Raw genomic sequence first — 17,729 nt, forward strand, 5'->3', positions numbered from 1 at the left:
GCCGTCGCCGTCGCGATTGCGTTCCGCGCCGACCGACGACGCCAGCCCCCGTCAGTCGAACGTGTACGTCCGGTACCGTCGAACCGCGTACCGGTACGAACCGTAGGAGACGCCGACGGTCACGAGGAGGTACAGCCCGAGTCCGGCGGCGAGAGGCGGCGTCGGAGCGAGGTGTCCGGTGACGCCGAACCACGTGGCGACGAGTCCGATGACGGTCCCGGGGCCGACGACGAACATGAACGCCATCAGCACGAGCGTCGAGGGAACGACCGTTTTCGCACCCCAGAACTCGCGTTCCTCGTATATCGGGTAGGCCGCGCCGAGGCCGACCGCGAAGGCCGCCGCGGCGAGGCACATGAGGACGCCGACGAGCGCGAACGTGACCGCCGACAGCGGCGACGTGCCGAGGGCGACCGTCGCCAGCGGGAGCGCCGCGGCGACCGGGACGCCGAGAATCACGCCGGCGAGGACGCGCCCCCGAACCAGCGCCCGCGGCGCAGTCGCGGTCAACAGTAGTATCGGGAACTGCGGGCGGTCGTCGCCGATGGGGTTGAGGCCGAACGTCGCGCCCGCGAGGTAGGTCCCGAGGCCGGCCCCGCTCGCGGCGAGTATCGGGCCGAGTCCGTCGGCCGAGGACTGGACGATGGTCGTGCCGAGCGGGCCGAGGAAGAACACCAGCATGACGAGGTGCGTGAACTTCTGGGGGTGGCGGACGCCGCGGACGAGTAGTCCCCACGCGACGTGGCCCCCTTTCGTCGCCGACAGCGGCCTCGGCGTCGAGAAGCCGCCGGACGAGTCCGTCGCCTTCGCGCCTGCCGCCGACGAGCCTCGGTCGCCCCCCGTCGCGCGGTCGGTGAACCAGAGGGCGCTCGCCTGCCGGGTGGCGACGACGAGGCCGACGGGCGTGAGCGCGACGATGGCCGCGAAGGTGACGACGGCGGCCGACGAGAACGGTCGAGCCAGCGGCGTTCCGACGAACGCGAGCGCGAGGTAGTCGGCGAGCGGGTCGAACGTCAGCGTCGCCGCCAGCGTGTCGACCGGGAGCGAGCCGTCGGCCAGCGACCGGCCGAACGACTGCGAGACGAGGACGACTCCAACCATCGCGACGAAGCCGACGACCTTGAGCGTGCGCCGGACGCCGGGCAGGCGCTCGAATCCGCGGAGCACGGCGACGCCGGCCGCGTAGCCCCAGACGGTCGTACAGCACGCGAGCGGGACGACGACGGCGGCCGCCGTCACCAACAGCGACGGCGCGCCGAGCCCGGCCGTGAACGTCGCGGCGACGACAGCGAACGGGAGTCCGAACCAGAGGCCGATTCGACCGACTTCGGCCGCGATGAGTCCGACGACGACGGCCCGCGGGTGGACCGTCGTCAGCACGAGCGACTCGTGTTCGACGCGGCCGATGCGTTCGAGCGTCCTGAACGTCGCGAGGAGGGTCAGCACCACGGGGACCGCGGTGGCGACGAGGCCGAAGAGTGGAATCTCGGTCACGGACTGCGCGCGCCGGCCGGCGACGTAGACGACCGGGAGCGAAAACAGGAGGTTGCCGCCGAAGACCAACGCGAGAAGCAGGAGGCCGACGATTCGGCGCGTCTCGGAGGTGTACCCGCGGACGCTCCGCACGAACTCGGCGCGCCCGATTCGCAGGCCGTGGCGAACGTCTCGTCGGAGATTCATTCGTCGGCGACACCCGATAGATGCGACTCGTCGCTCGTGACCGCGAGGAACGCGTCTTCGAGCGAGCCCTCGCCGCCCGTCTGGGCGCGCGATTTCACCTCGTCGGGCGTCCCCTCGGCGACGACGCGGCCGTCGAACAGGACGCCGACCTCGTCGGCGACGGCCTCGACCACGGGGAGGATGTGCGTCGAGAGGAAGACGGTCGACCCCGAGGCGGCCACGTCGCCGATGGACGTTCGAATCTGTCTCGCCGCGCGGGGGTCGAGCCCCGAGGTCGGCTCGTCGAGAAACAGCACGTCCGGCTCGTGGAGCACGCTCTGGATGAACGCGGTCTTCTGTTTCATTCCCTTCGAGTACGTGCCGATGCGCTTGTTCGCGTCGCCGACGAGGCCGAACCGGTCGAGCAGGTCGTCGATGCGCGCCTCGGCGGTCTCCGCCGGGATGTCCCGGAGGTCGGCGACGTAGTCGAGTTGCTCGCGGGCGCTGAACTCGTCGTACAGCGGCGGCGTCTCCGGGAGGTAGCCGACGTGCGGCGCGAGCTTTCCGCGGTCGCTCACGTCGAGCCCGCAGATTCGGACCGAACCCGAGGTGGGCCGTGAGAGCCCCGTCAGGATGCGCATCGTCGTCGTTTTCCCCGCGCCGTTCGGTCCGAGAAAGCCGTACACCGTTCCGCTCGGAATCGACAGCGAGACGCCGTCGAGCGCGACCTCGGAGCCGTAGGACTTCCTGAGGTCGACCGCTTTAATCGCGGCGTCCGGGTTCGTGGAGGGCATGGGACGACCCCCGATTCACCCCCCGGACGCCTAACGGTTGCGAATGACACGTGAGCGACAGAATCTGCGGCGACTCGGCCGTCGCCTCAGGGTGTCGCGGCCTCAGGGTGCCGTCGTCTCGGGATTCGTCGGGCGAATCGACCGGTAGAACGCCGTCGAGTAGGCGGCGAAGAAGCCGCCGACGAGGCCGCTGACGAGCACGAGTCCGACCGCGATGGCGACCATGCCGACGACGCCGACCGTCGGGAGACTCGAAAACGCCGACGCGACGGGAGCGCCGGAACCCGCCCCGCCCACCGCGGCCCCCTGATGTCGGAGCGACGGGGTGAGAAGGAGCGAGATGACGACGGCGAACGCGCCGGCGAGGACGCCGCCGAGGCCGGTGATGACCGAGTAGCCGAGGACCGACACGATGTTGTTCCTAACGCAGGAGACGCTCCGCTTGATGCCGTCGACCGCGCCGAGGTCGTCGATGACGATGGCGTGGCCGAAGAACTGCACGACGAACACCACGGCGAGGTAGGTGAGAGCCACGGCGAGGACGACGACGCCCAGAACCGCGAGCGCGACGGTACTCATCTCGCCGTTGCTCCCGAGGACGGCGATGCCGACGAACACCGAGGCGAAGACGCCGACGAACGACAACACGAAGTTGACGACGAGCAGGGAGAAGTACACCACGAGCAGTGAGACGTAGTGTGTCTTCCCCTCGCTGACGAACGTGCCGAGCGAGGTGCGACCGTCGATGGCCTCGTTGGCCATACCGAGAACGCCGCCGAGGAAGAACGGGACGATGAATATCGTGAGTCCGCTGAACCCAAGCGAGACGATGCTCCCGATGAGCGGGCTGACCGCCTGCGCGAATATCGAGGGGAGTTGAATCAGGCTGAACGCCGTGGCGACGACGAACAGTATCGGGTTCCGTCTGAGCGACCCGGCGGCTGTACCGATGGATTGGAGGGCTGTCATACTGACCACGTCTCCGCATCGAGCAAAGAATGTTTGGTTGACAGGTCGTCGCACGCCGTCCACGCACCGAACCGCGAGCCTGCCGGAGACGACTGCTACACGGCTCGTACTTCCGCAATTGTCGTTAACACGACCCTCCGCGTGGTCGGCGTTTTCACGGGTAACCGACCCGGTCACGGAGGAACGAATCGACCGCGGCCGCGACCCGCTCGGGGTCGTCGCCGGGGCCGCCGTGACCGAGCGCGTCGAACTCGACGAACCGACTGGTCGGCAGGGCGTCGTGGACGTTTCGGGCGCTCTCGCGGAGGAAGTCGGGGCCGTCGGTGCCGGCCAAGACCACGGCGGGTGCGTCCACGTCCAAGCGGGCCGGAAGCCGGTACTGCTCGACGGCGCGGTTCATCCGGACGACCTCCTCGGCGAGGGCGACGCAGTCGGGCCAGACGGGCCACTCGTCGAGCCACGCGTCGAGGTCGTCGATGCCGTCGGGGTGGAGCACCTGCTCGACGTAGCGTTTGACCGCCTCGCGCCGCTCTCCCGCCCCCACGAGCGCGGCCATGCGCTCCGAGAGGTCCGCCTCTCTCCGGTACGCTTCCGGGAGAACCGCCGGCTCGTAGGCGGCGACGGCGGCCACCCGCGCGTCGGTCGCCGCTTCGAGAGCCGTGAGCGCGCCGAAGGAGTGACCGAACAGCGCCGGGTCGCGCCCGGTCGCCGCGCGAATCTCGTCGACGAGTTCCCGGACGGTCTCGGCCTCGCGCTCCAGCACCGCCTCGGCGGGCGTCGTCTCGGCGTCGTCCAGACAGGTGCCGAAGCCGGGTCGCTCCGGGACGACGACCTCGTAGCCGTCGAGGTGCGGGACGACCGGGTCCCAGAACGCCGGCGGTGCCATCCCGCCGTGACAGCACAGGAGCGGCGCGCCGCTCCCGAATCGCTCGTCGGACAGTTCGGTTCCGCGTTCGAATCGAATCGGTTGCATCGCACCCTCGCTTGTCGCCGGCGGCGGCTAAGTCGCACTCTCAGCCGTGCGGCCGTTTACATGGGGGCCGAAGAGGGAGCCCCGACTCGGCCGCTTCGACACGCCCTTGGCCGACCGCCGAGACAGCGGACGTATGGGGCTCATCGCCGAGTTCGACATCGACTGCGACGCGCTCCCGCTGACCGGGGTCGCGGCGGCGGTCCCGGAGGCGACGCTCGCGCTGGAACTCCAGTACAACCACGGCGAGCGACCGATGTTCGTCGTCACGGTCACGGGGGGTTCGACGCGGGCGCTCGAAAGCGCCATGGACGACTCCCTCGACGTGGCCGACTGGACCCGGATCGGCGAGTCGGGCGAGACGCGCCGGTATCAGGCCGTCCCGGCGCTGAGCTTCGAAGAACAGCTCGGTGACAGCCTCGACGACCTCGCCGGGCTGGAGGCCCTCGCCACCGCCGACGCCATCATCGAGCGCATCGAGGTCCGACCGGCGGGCTGGCGACAGACCGGCTGGTTCGCGGACCGCGACGCGTTCGGGCGGTTCGCGTCGTTCTGGCGGCGGAACGCCGGCTTCGACCTCCGACGCCTCGCCCGCGACGGCGACCCCGAACCGCCGGGCGAGGGGCTCACCGACCGACAGGACGAGGCGCTCCGGACGGCGTACGAACTGGGCTACTTCGACATCCCCCGCGGGGCCACCCTGCGGGAGGTCGCCGACGACCTCGGCATCACCGCCTCCTCGGCCTCCGAGCGACTCCGACGGGCGCAGACCCGGCTCATCGCCGAGACGGTGGCGACGACGTGGCCGCCGCTTCCGAACTGACGGGTCGACGAACCACTCGGGTCGGTCCCGCCCGAAGACCGACCTAACTGAGTCGGACGACGGCGCCCCGGCCGGCGAAGTAGACGCCGCCCTCGGCGACGCTCGGGCCGATGTCGAAGCGCTGGCGTTTGCCCGCCGCCAGCTCTTGCCGCGTGTTTCCGGTGGGGGCGTCGAGGACGGTTATCGCATCCCCGCTGTCGTCGTGCGTCGGGACGAACACGGTCCCCGCGCCGACGGCGATGCCGCTCGCGTAGCTTCCGGCGTAGTTCAGGTTGTCCCAACAGCGGGTCCCGTCGGCCAACGCGAGCGCGACCAGTCGGTCGTCGGTCGCGACGTACACCCGACTGCCGTCGGTCGCGATGGTCTCGGGCCGCCTCGGTCGGCGTTCGCCGCCCGCTCGCCGCGGTTCGAGCCGGTAGCGCCAGCGCTCTGCACCCGTCTCGGCGTCGAGTCCGAGCACGCTCCCGGCACCGGTCCCGACGAGGACGGTTCCCTCGACCACCGAGACGTTGCACGCGATTCGGGCGCTCGTCTTCGCGCGCCAGCGCTCCGTCCCGTCGGCCGTCGCCAGCGCCCGGACGTAGGTGTCGTCGCCGGCGGTGTAGACGGTGTCGCCGGCGACGGCGGGCGTCGAGTCGGAGGGGAACCCGGTCGCGGCCCGCCAGCGGGTCTCGCCGGTCGAACGCGACAGCGCGTGAGTCGCGACGCCCGCTTGGACGTAGACGGTGTCGCCCGCGACGATGGGGCTCGCGCCGAAGATGCCGCCGCCGAGTCCCTCCCGCTTCCAGCGTCGGTCACCCGTCGCCGCGTCGAAGGCGTGGGTCTCCTCGCGGGTCACGACGACGAGCGTTCCGTCGCCGACTGCGGGCGCGGGCTCGGGGTCGGTGAGCGGTCTGGTCCACGTTCGCTCGCCCGTGTCGGCGTCGACCGCGGAGAGTTCGTCGTCCATGTCGTGGACGTAGACGGTGCCGTCGGCGACGACCGGGACGTGGTGGCCCACGTAGGTCTCCACGGGCACCGTCCAATCGACGGCGAGGTCGCCCTCGGGGACGGCCTCGGACGCGACGGCTCCGGTGTTCGTCGTCGGACCCATCACGCCGCGCCAGTCCGCGGTCGCCGGCTCGACGGGGTCGTACTCGGGGCACTCCCCGCTCGTCGGGTTGTGCTCCGACCGCGTTCCGAGACAGCCCGCCGCGCCGACGGCGGCGGCGCTTCCGAGACTCGCCAAGAGTCGACGCCGAGTCGGTCGCTGGCCGGTGTCGGTCATGCGACCTTCACCACCCCGTGGTGCGCGTGGGTCAGATACATCGCCTCCTCGGTGATGACCGGCGACGCCATCGGCCGCCTGTAGTACGGTTGGGCGAAGTAGTTCCCCGACTGGAGCCACTCGTCGGCGTCGCCGCCCCACAGCCGCGTCCCGTCGGCGGCGTCGACGGCTCCGGTTCGGAGGTAGACTCGCCCGTCGGCGACGGGCGGGCGAGCGAGATACGGGAGCTCCGTCGGGTCGCGGTCGTGGCTCGGCGGCGCTTCGTTCACCACGCGCCAGCGCTCGACGCCATCGGTCCGGGAGAGCGCGTAGAGGTTCTTCGCGCCGACGTAGACTCGCTCGCCGTCGACCGTCGGCGGGCCGGCGGCCTCCGAGCCGGTCACGAACCGCCAGCGCTCCTTGCCGGTGTCGGCGTCGAGCGCGTAGACGGTTCCGCCGACGGTCGCGTACAGCGCGTCGTCGGTGACGGCGAGGCCCCCGGGCGACCGGCCGTACCGGCCGTCGAGCACCGTCCGCCAGCGCCGCCCGCCGCCGTGGTCGTAGCCGAGGACGACGACCGCCTCGCGCTCCCGCTCGAACGGCGTGAAGGCGGCGTAGACGCCGCGGTCGTCGGCGACGGGCATCGTGGTTTCGACCGGCTCGTCCGGGCCGACGAGGAGTTCGAGCGCCCCCGGCCGGTCGGCGGTCCACAGTCGGCTTCCATCGCTCCCGACGGCGTGTAGGCGGCCGTTCCCGCTTTCGACGTACAGTCTGTTCCCGTACGCCGTCGGGGTTCCCAGCCGGCCGCCGAGGTCCGCGGCCCACTCGCTCGACCCGTCGCTTCCGACGGCGTGGAGGGTGCCGTCGTAGCCTCCGACGACGACGATTCCCGGGTCGTCGCCGACGACCGCGGGGCCGCCGCTGAGCCCGTCCGGGAAGCCTTCGACCCACCGGACCGACCCGGACTCGGCGTCAATCGCGGCCAGCGGGCTGGTGAAGTCGTCCGGCCTGTAGTGTCGGGTCGCGAGTCCGGTCGCGTAGACGGCCCCGTCGGCGACGACCGGCGGGGCGAGCGCGCCGTAGAGCGGCGGGTCGAGGCTCCCCCGCGAGACGCTCCACGAGACGGTTCCCTCGGGCGGGCCGGCCGGTGCGTGGCCCGTCGCCTGCGGGTCGTAGCCGGCGGTCGGCCACGCCCTCGTCGGCGCGTCGAACGTCGCGTCCGGAGACGGTGGTGAGCCGCCGCACCCGGCGACCCCGCCCGCGAGCGCGACTCCGCCGGCGGCCAGTACCTCGCGTCTGGAGAGCATACGACCGCCGTCTCGGCGCGGGATAAAAACCTTCGTGGCTCCTCGCTCGAAGGGTTCGCCGGCCGCGGCCGGTCGCGCCGCCGTCGAAACCAACAGGAGTATTATCAGCCGGACCACACGTCCTCGCTGATGCCCTCCTATTCGAGACGCGACGCGCTGAAGGCTCTCCCGGCGCTCGCCGCCGGGCTCGCCGGCTGTGCGAGCCTCACGGGCCGCGACGACTCGCTTCCGATGCCGACCGCGTGGACGGCGGGCGTGCGGACTCCGACCCGCGCCCTGCGCCCGCCGTCCGGCCCCCTGCTCGTCGGAACCGGGAGCCCGTTTCACGCCGACCCGATGGTGTCCGCGCTCGACCCCGAGACCGGCGAGGAGCGCTGGGCGGTGACCGGCCGGAAGGGCTACCGGTCGCCGCTCGGCGTCGACGACCAGTATGCGTACCTGTTCTCGAAGGCGGGACGGGCCACGGCGGTCGATTACGAGGCGGGCGAGCGAGCGTGGAACATCGGGCTGACGGGCGTCGATAGAGCCGACCCGGGCGTCGTTCAGTACCCGCCCGTCGTCGCCGACGACACCGTCGTCCTCCCCATCTCGGGCACCGAAAACGACGTGGTAGACCGACTGCTCGGGATGTCCCGCGAGGACGGCGAGCGGCGTTTTCGCGCCGAACTTCCGGCGTCGCTGGCCGGCGCGCCCGCGTCCGCACCCGCCGGCGACGGCTCCCAAGCCGGCGTCGTCGCGCCCATTCTGGACGGAACAGTTCGCCGGTTCGCCACCGATGGCTCCGAATCGTGGCGCGTCGACGTGGGCCCGTCGCCGTCGTCGGTGGCGGTCGCCGGCGACACCGTCTTCGTCGGGAGCGCGACCGAGGAACTGTTGGCGCTCGACGCGGCGACCGGCGAGCCTCGGTGGCGCGGGTCGCTCCGAAACACCGCGTTCGCCCGGCCGCTCGTCTCCGACGGCCGCGTGTACGTCGGCGGCGCGGACTACTTCCTGTACGCCTTCGACGCCGAGACGGGAACCCGACTGTGGCGGCGCGAACTGGCCGGCCCCGTGACCTGCGGACCGACCCGCGTCGGCGACCGACTGGTGACCGTCGTGGGGTCTGACCTCCTCGTCCGGGGGCACAGCGGGACCGTCCCGTTCGAACCGACCGCGCTGTACGTCCACGCGACCGACGGCACCCTCCTCGGCGAGTACTGGTTCGAGGGCTACCTCGACGGCGGCACGGTGAACTGGGTCGTCGCCGCGGGCGACGGCGTCTACGTCGGACAGGAGTAGCAACTCGCTCGGCTCGACGCGGAGGTGCTCGATGCCGAGTGAGCGTCCGGAGCGGACGGGTTCGGCCGGAAGCCGGGAGCAAACCGTCACCCGCCGCGAGGTGCTCGGGACGCTCGCGGCCGTCGGCTCGCTCTCCGTCGCCGGCTGTAGCTCGATTCCCGGACTCGGCGGGAGACGACCGGTCTGGCGACGCGATATCGACGGGGCGTTCATGGCCGGCCCGCCCGCCGTCACCGACGAACTGGTCCTCGCCGGGATGCAGGACAAGGCGCTGTACGGCCTGCGACGCGAGGACGGATCGACCACACTCCGGTTCGAGACGGGCGGCCCGATAGAGACGCGACCCGTCGCTCCGCCGTCCGGCGGCCCGTACCACGTCCACAGCACCGACGGCGACCTCTACGCCGTCGATGCGGCGGGCGAGGAACTGTGGCGCGACGAGGGCACGGCGCGCCGGGCGCGACTCGTCCGCACCGGGTCGCTCGTCGCCGAACTCGACTTCGCGGGCTCCGAGAACACGCTCACGGGCTACGACCCGCAGACCGGCGACCGACGCTTCGAACGGGCGGTTTCGTCGTACTTCCTCGACGGCGTCACCGACGACTCGTTCGTGGTGCCCGTGCCGGCGGGCGGGAGCGAATCGCGCGTCGTCTCGCTCTCGCCGGCGGACGGGAGCGTTCGATGGCGGACCGAGCCCCGGCGGTGGTATTCCAACGTGGCCGCGGACGTCCGACTCGCCGCCGCCGCGAGAGACGGGACGCTGACGGCCTACGAACTCTCCGACGGGAGCGTTCGGTGGCACGTCCCCATCGGCGACGTGGGGCGGACGATGGTGCTCGGGTCGCAGACGTACCTCACCCGCGACCGGGAAGACGGGCGGCAGGAACTGCTCGCGTTCGACCGGGAGACGGGCGAGCGCCTGTGGGCGAACCCCACGGGCTACCAGATTCGGGCGGTCGAGGCCACGGACGACGCGGTGTTCGTCGGGAGCCGCGTCGACGACCCCGACGGCGGGATGCTCGGCCGAATCGACTGCTTTGACCTCGACGGCACGCGGCGGTGGCAGACCGTAACCGGACTCCCGTCGCTGGACTCGCTCGCCGTCACGGGTTCCCACGTCGTCGCCGGCTGGGACCGGGGCTTCGAGGTGCTTTCCCGGAAGACGGGCGAGACGCGGTGGTCGTACGAACCGGACTCGCACAGCCGACTCTCTCTCCGCGTCGAGCCGTCGTCGGTGTTCGTCTCGTACGTCGAAGAGGGCGCAGTCGCGCGGTTCCCGCTGGACTGACTCCGCGTTCCCGGCCCCTGCCCTGATTCGACGACGTACTCCCCACCAACTTATTGCCGTGCCGAGGGGATACTGCGCCAACGAGGAGCACGAACCGATGGACGACACACGCCGCGCGTCTCCGCTGAAGCGCCTCGTCGAATCAGTCGAGACCCGAGCCGACGAGGAGGTGAGCGACTCTCTCGGGGCGCTCCGGACGGCGTCGGCCGAGGACCGCAAACAGGCCCTCCGCGAGCTTCGAGGCCTCGCGGACGACCGGCCGATCGCGTTCGAGTCGTTCCTCCCCGCCGTCACGCCCTTTCTCACCGACGACGACCGCGCCGTCCGGCTGTTGACCGCGAAGGCGCTCGTCGCGGTCGCGGAGGCCGCTCCCGATGCGGCCGCTCCCGCGGTTCCGGCGCTCGCCGAGCGCCTCGCCGACGAAGACGAGTTCTACTACGTCCGCGCTCGGTCGGCCGAGGCGCTGGGCTACGTCGCGCTCGAACACCCCGACGCGGTCGCCTCGCCGGAGATGCTCGCGGACCTCCGCGTCGGTCTCTCGTTCGACGAACCCGAGGTGAAACGGAAGCTGGCGAAGGCGCTCGAATGCGTGGCGCTCGGCGACCCCGGTCGACTTCGCCACCGCGTCTCGACGCTCGTCGAACACCTCGACGACCCGGACGTACTCGTCAGATACCACCTCTGTACGGCGATGGCGGCCATCGGCTGTGACGCCCCGGACTCGCTCGGCGCGGGTCGGTCGGCGCTCTCCGCTCGGCTCGCCGACGAGAACGCCTTCGTCCGGGGCGCGCCGCCGAGGCACTCGGGCTGTTGGCCCGCGAGCGCGGCGAGTCGGTGACGGTTCCGGACTCGGTACTCGATACGGAGTCAGACGCGGCGGCCGAGTTCGTCGCCGAGCGGGTCCGCTTTCTCCGGGCGTCGGGTGACGGCGATGGCAGTGACTCGCCGGCCGACGGCGTCGGGACGCTCGCCGGCGTTCGAGACACGACCGCGTCCGCGGTCGCCGAGATTACGTCGCCCGACGCGGACGTGGAGTGTCCCCATTGCGGTGTCGACCTCCCCGAGGGAGCGCCGCCGATGTGTCCGAGTTGCGGCGTTCCGTACTGAGTTGACCGTCTCGCCCTCCGTGCGCCGTGTTCACGCCCGGCCGTCGGCGAAGTCGACGCCCGTGATTTCGAAGCGAGTGCCTCCCTCGGCGGACTCGGTGACGCGGACCTCCCAGCCGTGGGCTTCCGCCACCTGCTTGACGATGGCGAGACCGAAGCCGGTCCCCGAGCGCGAGGTGGTGTACCCGGCCTCGAAGACCGTGTCGAGGTGGTCGGCCGAGATACCGTCGCCGTCGTCGGCGACGTAGAAGCCGTTCGGGAGGTCGCCGACCGTCACCGTCACGCCCGGGCCGCCGTGCTCGACCGAGTTACGGACGAGGTTCTCGATGAGTTGCTGGAGCCGGCTCCGGTCGGCGACGACGGTCGTCGTCAGGTCGTTTCGGAGGTCGGCGTCCGCCGTCTCGACGGTCCGCCAGCAGTCGTCGACGAGCGACGACAGCGCCACGGTTTCGCAGTCGCCGACGTCGTCGCCCTCGCGGGCGAGCGTCAGCAGGTCGTCGATGAGGTCACCGATGCGGTCGAGCGCCTCCGCGGCGGTGGCGAGTCGGTCGCTGTCGTGTTCCTCGCGCGCCAGCTGAACGTTGCCGGTGGCGACGTTCAGCGGGTTCCGCAGGTCGTGGCTGACGACGCTGGCGAACTCGCTCAGCCGCTCGTTTTGCCGCTGGAGCTGTCGTTCGCGCTCGCGCTGTTCGGTCGTGTCGCGGTACATCCAGAGGTGGCCGGTCCCCTCGGGCAGTTCGATGGGTTCGTAGCTTCGGGCGAGCGTCCGGCCGCGCGCCAGTTCGACCGACTCGGAGTAGTCGGATTCGGACCCGGATATCAGTTCGTCGACGCGCTCGACGAAGCCCTCGGGGTCGGTGGTGAGTTCGCCGGCCTCTCGCGCCAGTTTCCGACAGTCCGCGTCGACGAGCTCCGCGGGTGACTCCTGGATGTCGAACAGTTCGAGCAGTCGGTCGTTGACCGCGAGGACGGTCCGGTCGCTGTTCTCGGCGAGGACCCCGACCGGGAGCGCCCCGACGAGCGTCGAAAGCAGGACGTTGGTCCGTTCGAGTTCGTCTTCGTGGTCGACGCGCTCGGAGATGTCGCGGCTGATGGCGACGAAGCGGTCCTCGCCGGCGAGGTCGAGCCGGCGGACGTGGACCTCGACCGGGAACGTCGAGCCGTCCTTGCGGGTGTAGGCGCCCTCGATCCGCCGCCTGTCGCCTTGCTCCATGTCGTTCCAGATGTCCGTGGCTCGCTCGGCGCCCAGCGTTCGGTCCAGGTCCCAGACCTTCATCTCGGTGAGTTCCGCGGCGCTGTAGCCGGTCGCCTCGCACAGTTGGGGGTTCGGGTCGAGGATGTCGCCGTCGACGTTGTGGACGTTGACCATGTCGGGCGACTCCTCGAAGAGCGCGGTGACCCGCGCCGTCGTCTCCCGGAGTCGCGCCTCGCGCTCGATGCGCTCGGTCACGTCCTGAAACAGCGAGAAGACCGCCACGACCTCGCCGTCGTCGTCGGTGACGACGCGGTTGTGCCACTCGCAGTGGATGTGTTCGCCGTCCTTTCGGACGTTCTCGTCGACGCTGTGGTAGCCGCCGGTGTCCGTGGCGAGCTGGTCCGTGACGGTGTCGACGTTGTCGTAACTGCCTTCCGTGACGATGGCCTCCCAGGTGTGGCCGCGCAGTTCCGCCTCGGAGTAGCCGAGAACATCTTCCGCACGCTCGTTGAGGCCGACGATGCGGAAGTCGCTGTCGTACTCTAAGACGCCGAGAGGCGACTGTTCGATGAACAGGGAGAGCCGTTGTTCGCTCGCCTCGAGCGCGCGCTGTGAGCGGTACTGTTCGACGGCGTTCTCGATACGGTTGGCGAGGACGGTGTACTGGCTGGTCCCGTGTTCCTTCTGGAGGTAGTCGGTGACGCCCGCGGAGATGGCGTCGCTCGCGACCTCCTCGCTTCCTTTGCCAGTAAAGAGGATGAACGGGAGGTCTGGGGCGTCCTCGCGGAGGGCTTCGAGGAAGTCGAGACCGTCGAGGCTTGGCATGTCGTAGTCCGAGACGACGCAGTCGAACTCCTCGTCGGCAAGTCTGTCGAGTCCCGCCGCCACCGACGTTTCGGTCTCGACCCGGAACCGGTCGTGCATCCGTTCGAGGAACGCGGCCGCCAACTCCGCGAAGGCCTCGTCGTCGTCGACGTGCAGGACGGCCACCTCGTTCACCGTCTCACTCATAGCTGTTCTCCGTGAAAGTTCGACGGGAGATACTTAACCGTGACTGGCCGGCCGCTCAGTCGGAGACGCCGACGTTTCGCCTCGGTGAACTGTTCGCTCGACTCGCGGGCGGTCCCGGATATCCGGACGAGTTCCACCACCGGCGTCTCGGACTCGTCGCCCCGACGGTTGCGGTAGATGGTCGTTTCGCTCGCGCATGCGGTCGAACTTTCACCGCCGGACGGGCGACGTAGCGACGGCGTTCGACGTCGAATCAATATTATCAGTATACGATTATGTATAGTTAAATATACGTAAAATGACTATTATTCGGCTCGGTTTTCCTCGGCGTGTTCGGCGCTGGTTCACGTTTCGTGATACCCGCGTTACGACAGAGGCCTGTGCGGGTCGAACTCACTTTCGGGGTTGCGTGAGGCCGACGAGACGACTTTCACGGGATAGTTTATCTCGACTCAGATTGGCGCGTGGGCCACCTTTCGACCAGAATCGTGGGTGAAAGGGAGTCGTGACGGCCTCTGTCGCGGCGGACGGTCGGGGCTGGTATCCATCGAGACGAATCGGGTCTCGCCGACGCACCCCCTCCGAACCACGCCCGTTTGAGTGTCGCTCGTCTCCGACGACACACGGTTGACGAGGCGGCGCTTGTCTCCAATACTATCAGATAACAGTATTATATATGTGTCTGTCTGTTTCGCCCCGAAAAGCGACGAGCGAGCAAGTGAAACGGCGCGGGCGTCACCCCAACTGTTCTCGCTCATTCGTCGCGTACTCGCCCCGCCTGTGGTCTGGCGTCCGCGATACTGGGATGACATCCCCGTACAACTATACTAATTGCCAGCAATCACCATGGTACGATGCGCGCAGTAACTTTCACAACTCCCGGTGAGCCGCTCGAAATTCGGGAGGTCGACGAACCGGGACTAGACGAGGCGGGTGTCATCGTGGAGACGGAGGCGTGCGGAATCTGCCGAAGCGACTGGCACGCGTGGCAGGGCGACCCGCTCTGGGAGTCTCGGGATTTCGACGACGGACACGTCTTCGGTCACGAACCGGCCGGCGTCGTCGTCGAGGTCGGCGACGAGGTTGAACACGTCCGCGAAGGCGACCGAGTGACAGTCCCCTTCAACCTCGGCGACGGGACGTGTCCGTCCTGTCGTTCGGGTCACTCGAACGTCTGCGATAACCGGGTCCCGCTCGGACTCGCACCCGAGGCCAACGGGGCCTTCGCCGAACGATTCCACGTACCGTGGGCGGACTACAACGTCGTCCGGCTCCCGGACAGCGTCTCGTCGGTCGAGATGGCCGGTCTCGGCTGTCGGTTCATGACCTCGTTTCACGCCCTCGTCCACCGCGCAGACGTCACCGCGGGCGATTGGGTGGTCGTCTACGGCTGTGGTGGCGTCGGTCTGTCCGCCGTTCACATCGCCGACGCGCTCGGGGCCAACGTCGTCGCCGTCGACCTCTTCGACGAGAAGTTGTCGTTTGCGCGCGAACTGGGCGCTGTCGAAACGCTCAACGCAAACGACCTCGCTGACGTTCCGTCGGAGGTGCGAGGGCTGACAGACGGCGGCGCTCACGTCTCGGTCGACGCCCTCGGAATCGCCGAAACGTGCCAAAACGCGGTCAAGAGCCTCCGAAAGAGAGGTCAGCACGTGCAAGTCGGACTCACGTCGAACGAGGAGGGCGGCGAGGTCGCGCTCCCGACGGACCGGATGGTACTCGACGAACTCCAGTTCATCGGTGCGGTCGGGATGCCTCGACCGCGGTACGACGAAATCTTCAGAATGATGGACCGTGGTGCGCTCGAACCGGCGGCAGTGATATCCGAGATGGTGTCTCTCGACCAGACCCCCGAGATACTGGCTTCGATGACGGACTTCGACACCGTCGGAATCCCAGTGATTGACACGTTCTGACGGCGGAGCGCGAACCGAGGTGCTGGCAAACGCGCCCTCCGTGCGCCACACCGACAACAGAGCCCACCTTCGTCAGGCCGAATCGACTACTCTGGAATCCCGTACACCTCCCGAGACCAATCTCGTTCGAGCGTATCGTAGACCGGTTGGTTCCGGTCCAACTCGTCGATACGTCGTTGGTCTTCCGTATCGAGTTCCCAGTCGAACAGCGCACCGTTTTCGGCGATGTGCGTCGCGGAACTCGATTTCGGTAGGACGACGATGTCCTTCTCGACGGCCCACTTGAGGACGATTTGCGCGGGAGATCTGTCGTACGTCTCTGCGATATCCTGAATCGTCGAATCTTGGAGCACCTTCGTCCGCCCGAGCGGTGCGGCCGCTTCGACGGCCACCCCGTTCGACTGGCAGTAGTCGACCAAATCGCGCCGCTGGAACCACGGATGGAACTCGATCTGATTGACGGCGATGGGGACGTCGGTGACGTGCAGCGCGTTACTAAGCTGATAGCCGCTGAAGTTGGATACGCCGACGTTGCGCACCTTCCCGTCGTCGGAGAGCGTCTTCATCGCGTCGAGCGTCTCTCGGAGCGAAATCGCCGGGTTCGGCCAGTGAATCAGATACAAATCGAGATAGTCGGTGCCGAGTCTGTCGAGCGAGTTCTCACACGACTCGATGACGCTCTCGTAGTTGAGGTTCGCCGGCAGTACCTTCGACGTGAGAAACAGGTCTTCGCGGTCGTAGTCCGCGAGCGTCTCACCGATTTCGCCCTCGTTTTGATATCCCTCGGCCGTGTCGACGTGGGTGTAGTCACCGTCGAGTGCGGCGCGTACAGACGCGCGAACGGTCGCGCCATCGATATCCCACGTTCCGAGGCCGACCTTCGGAAGGTCGTCCCCGCTTGGAAGTCTGACAGTCAAACTCGTCATCGGACCGTACATTCGTCCGCCATCGTATCAATCTACCCCAGCGCGCGGAGACGAGACTCCCCGCTCCGGATTCGTCCCGGTGGGCCGGCGGGGGCACGCCGACGGCGAAAGAGTTTACTTGCAGATACGGGTGATACGTCGTATGGTATCACCTCTGCCACCAATCGGGCTCGGAACGTGGGAAAACGACGACCCGGCGCAGTGCGCCCGGTCGGTCCGGACCGCCATCGAACTGGGGTACAGACACGTCGACACCGCAGAGCACTACGGGAACGAATCGGCCGTCGGCGACGGCATCGAGGAAGCCGACGCGCCTCGTGACGAGCTGTTTCTCGCCACGAAAGTCCACCCGATAAGCGGTGGGCTGACCCACGACGAAGTCCTCGACGAGGCCGACGCGAGCATGGAGCGACTCGGCGTCGACTATCTCGACCTCCTGTACGTTCACTGGCCGGTCGGGGAGTACGAGGCCGACGAAACCCTCGGCGCGTTCGAACGCCTCGTCGAAGCGGACCGCGTCCGACACATCGGCGTGTCGAACTTCGACGTCGACCTCCTCGACGAGGCCCGCGAGGTCCTCGAATCTCCGCTTTTCGCACACCAAGTAGAGATGCACCCGTTTTTGCCGCAACGTGAGCTCGTCGAAGACGCACAGCGACGCGATTACACGCTCGTCGCGTACTCGCCGCTCGCGCGCGGCGAGGCTCTCACGAACGCGACCATCCGTGACATCGCCGAACAGTACGGGACGTCGCCCGCGCAGGTGTGTCTCGCGTGGGTGACGAGCCACGAGAACGTCGTCGCGATTCCAAAAGCCACCTCCAGCGCCCACCTCGAAGACAACCTCGGTGCCGCCGCGCTCGAACTGGACGACGAAGACGTCGCCCGCATCGACGACATCGAACGGCGCACGCGCTTCGTCGAGCGCGACGGTGCGCCGTGGCAGTGACCCCTCCGGCGGTCGCCGCAGGGATACTGAGAGACGGTCGCATCGGAGCCACCGGCTTCGTCGTCGGGAGCGTCGACTCCTCCGATTAGCGGCGACGCCAATCGGTCGACTCCCCCGTACGCCACCCCGGAGAGCCGTCTGTCTCTCGAAGGGGTCGTGCGACGACCGTCCGAGGCTCCCCCGGCGGCGGCGCGCCGCCGAGTCGGCGTGCGACGAGAGCGAACGTGTTCGCTGTTCTCCGCGAGCACATCGAAGTTTGTATTACAGGTGTACTTATGTAATGTCCAGAGGA

The 17,729-nt window shown here is 68.9% G+C and carries 13 protein-coding genes and 1 pseudogene; 6 read left to right on the plus strand and 8 right to left on the minus strand.

What is annotated here, in order from left to right; all coding sequences use genetic code 11:
• Positions 1 to 51: 51 nt before the first annotated feature.
• The 4 genes from C441_RS05820 to C441_RS05835 form a co-directional block, all read right to left on the minus strand.
• Positions 52 to 1,680: a hypothetical protein gene (locus C441_RS05820; protein ID WP_007274273.1), complete on the minus strand. Its 1,629-nt coding sequence runs from the start codon at positions 1,678 to 1,680 to the stop codon at positions 52 to 54.
• Positions 1,677 to 2,453, minus strand: a complete 777-nt coding sequence (locus tag C441_RS05825; RefSeq protein WP_007274274.1) for an ABC transporter ATP-binding protein — start codon at positions 2,451 to 2,453, stop codon at positions 1,677 to 1,679. The genes C441_RS05820 and C441_RS05825 overlap by 4 nt, the downstream gene beginning before the upstream one ends.
• A 102-nt stretch (positions 2,454 to 2,555) precedes the next feature.
• Positions 2,556 to 3,422, minus strand: coding sequence for a DUF7847 domain-containing protein (locus C441_RS05830; protein WP_007274275.1), 867 nt, complete (start codon positions 3,420 to 3,422; stop codon positions 2,556 to 2,558).
• Positions 3,423 to 3,576: 154 nt separating this feature from the next.
• Positions 3,577 to 4,395 (minus strand): alpha/beta fold hydrolase, encoded by an 819-nt coding sequence (locus tag C441_RS05835; RefSeq protein ID WP_007274276.1) that lies wholly within the window; start codon positions 4,393 to 4,395, stop codon positions 3,577 to 3,579.
• A 133-nt stretch (positions 4,396 to 4,528) separates the two neighbouring features.
• On the opposite strand from C441_RS05835, the gene C441_RS05840 reads away from it, so the two are divergent.
• Positions 4,529 to 5,215, plus strand: coding sequence for a helix-turn-helix domain-containing protein (locus C441_RS05840; RefSeq protein WP_007274277.1), 687 nt, complete (start codon positions 4,529 to 4,531; stop codon positions 5,213 to 5,215).
• 43 nt (positions 5,216 to 5,258) lie between these two features.
• On the opposite strand, the gene C441_RS05845 is transcribed toward C441_RS05840, so the two are convergent.
• Both C441_RS05845 and C441_RS05850 read right to left on the minus strand, forming a co-directional pair.
• Positions 5,259 to 6,482: an outer membrane protein assembly factor BamB family protein gene (locus tag C441_RS05845; RefSeq protein WP_007274278.1), complete on the minus strand. Its 1,224-nt coding sequence runs from the start codon at positions 6,480 to 6,482 to the stop codon at positions 5,259 to 5,261.
• Positions 6,479 to 7,768 (minus strand): outer membrane protein assembly factor BamB family protein, encoded by a 1,290-nt coding sequence (locus tag C441_RS05850; RefSeq protein WP_007274279.1) that lies wholly within the window; start codon positions 7,766 to 7,768, stop codon positions 6,479 to 6,481. Before C441_RS05850 ends, C441_RS05845 begins: the two co-directional genes overlap by 4 nt.
• 129 nt (positions 7,769 to 7,897) lie before the next feature.
• Between C441_RS05850 and C441_RS05855 the strand changes: the two genes are divergently transcribed.
• The 3 genes and pseudogenes from C441_RS05855 to C441_RS05865 all read left to right on the plus strand — a co-directional run bounded on the left by C441_RS05855 (position 7,898) and on the right by C441_RS05865 (position 11,441).
• Positions 7,898 to 9,046 (plus strand): PQQ-binding-like beta-propeller repeat protein, encoded by a 1,149-nt coding sequence (locus tag C441_RS05855; protein WP_007274280.1) that lies wholly within the window; start codon positions 7,898 to 7,900, stop codon positions 9,044 to 9,046.
• 31 nt (positions 9,047 to 9,077) lie between these two features.
• Positions 9,078 to 10,334 (plus strand): outer membrane protein assembly factor BamB family protein, encoded by a 1,257-nt coding sequence (locus C441_RS05860; RefSeq protein ID WP_007274281.1) that lies wholly within the window; start codon positions 9,078 to 9,080, stop codon positions 10,332 to 10,334.
• Positions 10,335 to 10,431: 97 nt separating this feature from the next.
• Positions 10,432 to 11,441 (plus strand): annotated as a pseudogene (locus C441_RS05865) (HEAT repeat domain-containing protein).
• 30 nt (positions 11,442 to 11,471) lie between these two features.
• Here the strand turns inward: C441_RS05865 and C441_RS05870 are convergent.
• Positions 11,472 to 13,646 carry a PAS domain S-box protein gene (locus tag C441_RS05870; protein ID WP_007274282.1) on the minus strand — a complete coding sequence of 725 codons (2,175 nt, stop codon included), beginning with the start codon at positions 13,644 to 13,646 and terminating at the stop codon, positions 11,472 to 11,474.
• Between the two features lie 854 nt (positions 13,647 to 14,500).
• On the opposite strand from C441_RS05870, the gene C441_RS05875 reads away from it, so the two are divergent.
• Complete coding sequence (locus tag C441_RS05875) at positions 14,501 to 15,562, plus strand: zinc-binding dehydrogenase (protein WP_049920463.1); 1,062 nt, start codon at positions 14,501 to 14,503, stop codon at positions 15,560 to 15,562.
• 86 nt (positions 15,563 to 15,648) lie between these two features.
• On the opposite strand, the gene C441_RS05880 is transcribed toward C441_RS05875, so the two are convergent.
• Positions 15,649 to 16,488: an aldo/keto reductase gene (locus C441_RS05880; RefSeq protein ID WP_049920474.1), complete on the minus strand. Its 840-nt coding sequence runs from the start codon at positions 16,486 to 16,488 to the stop codon at positions 15,649 to 15,651.
• Between the two features lie 142 nt (positions 16,489 to 16,630).
• Between C441_RS05880 and C441_RS05885 the strand changes: the two genes are divergently transcribed.
• Positions 16,631 to 17,437, plus strand: coding sequence for an aldo/keto reductase (locus tag C441_RS05885; RefSeq protein WP_007274285.1), 807 nt, complete (start codon positions 16,631 to 16,633; stop codon positions 17,435 to 17,437).
• Positions 17,438 to 17,729: the final 292 nt, after the last annotated feature.

It is taken from the genome of Haloferax sulfurifontis ATCC BAA-897 (assembly GCF_000337835.1).
In the GTDB taxonomy this organism is placed as follows: Archaea; Halobacteriota; Halobacteria; order Halobacteriales; family Haloferacaceae; genus Haloferax; species Haloferax denitrificans.

Bases quoted from the DNA above. Each gene is read 5' to 3' on its own strand.
- C441_RS05880 (WP_049920474.1), bottom strand. From the start codon at position 16,488: ATGACGAGTTTGACTGTCAGACTTCCAAGCGGGGACGACCTTCCGAAG.
- C441_RS05840 (WP_007274277.1), top strand. From the start codon at position 4,529: ATGGGGCTCATCGCCGAGTTCGACATCGACTGCGACGCGCTCCCGCTG.
- C441_RS05835 (WP_007274276.1), bottom strand. From the start codon at position 4,395: ATGCAACCGATTCGATTCGAACGCGGAACCGAACTGTCCGACGAGCGA.
- C441_RS05845 (WP_007274278.1), bottom strand. From the start codon at position 6,482: ATGACCGACACCGGCCAGCGACCGACTCGGCGTCGACTCTTGGCGAGT.
- C441_RS05850 (WP_007274279.1), bottom strand. From the start codon at position 7,768: ATGCTCTCCAGACGCGAGGTACTGGCCGCCGGCGGAGTCGCGCTCGCG.
- C441_RS05860 (WP_007274281.1), top strand. From the start codon at position 9,078: ATGCCGAGTGAGCGTCCGGAGCGGACGGGTTCGGCCGGAAGCCGGGAG.
- C441_RS05870 (WP_007274282.1), bottom strand. From the start codon at position 13,646: ATGAGTGAGACGGTGAACGAGGTGGCCGTCCTGCACGTCGACGACGAC.
- C441_RS05825 (WP_007274274.1), bottom strand. From the start codon at position 2,453: ATGCCCTCCACGAACCCGGACGCCGCGATTAAAGCGGTCGACCTCAGG.
- C441_RS05885 (WP_007274285.1), top strand. From the start codon at position 16,631: ATGGTATCACCTCTGCCACCAATCGGGCTCGGAACGTGGGAAAACGAC.
- C441_RS05875 (WP_049920463.1), top strand. From the start codon at position 14,501: ATGCGCGCAGTAACTTTCACAACTCCCGGTGAGCCGCTCGAAATTCGG.
- C441_RS05855 (WP_007274280.1), top strand. From the start codon at position 7,898: ATGCCCTCCTATTCGAGACGCGACGCGCTGAAGGCTCTCCCGGCGCTC.
- C441_RS05820 (WP_007274273.1), bottom strand. From the start codon at position 1,680: ATGAATCTCCGACGAGACGTTCGCCACGGCCTGCGAATCGGGCGCGCC.
- C441_RS05830 (WP_007274275.1), bottom strand. From the start codon at position 3,422: ATGACAGCCCTCCAATCCATCGGTACAGCCGCCGGGTCGCTCAGACGG.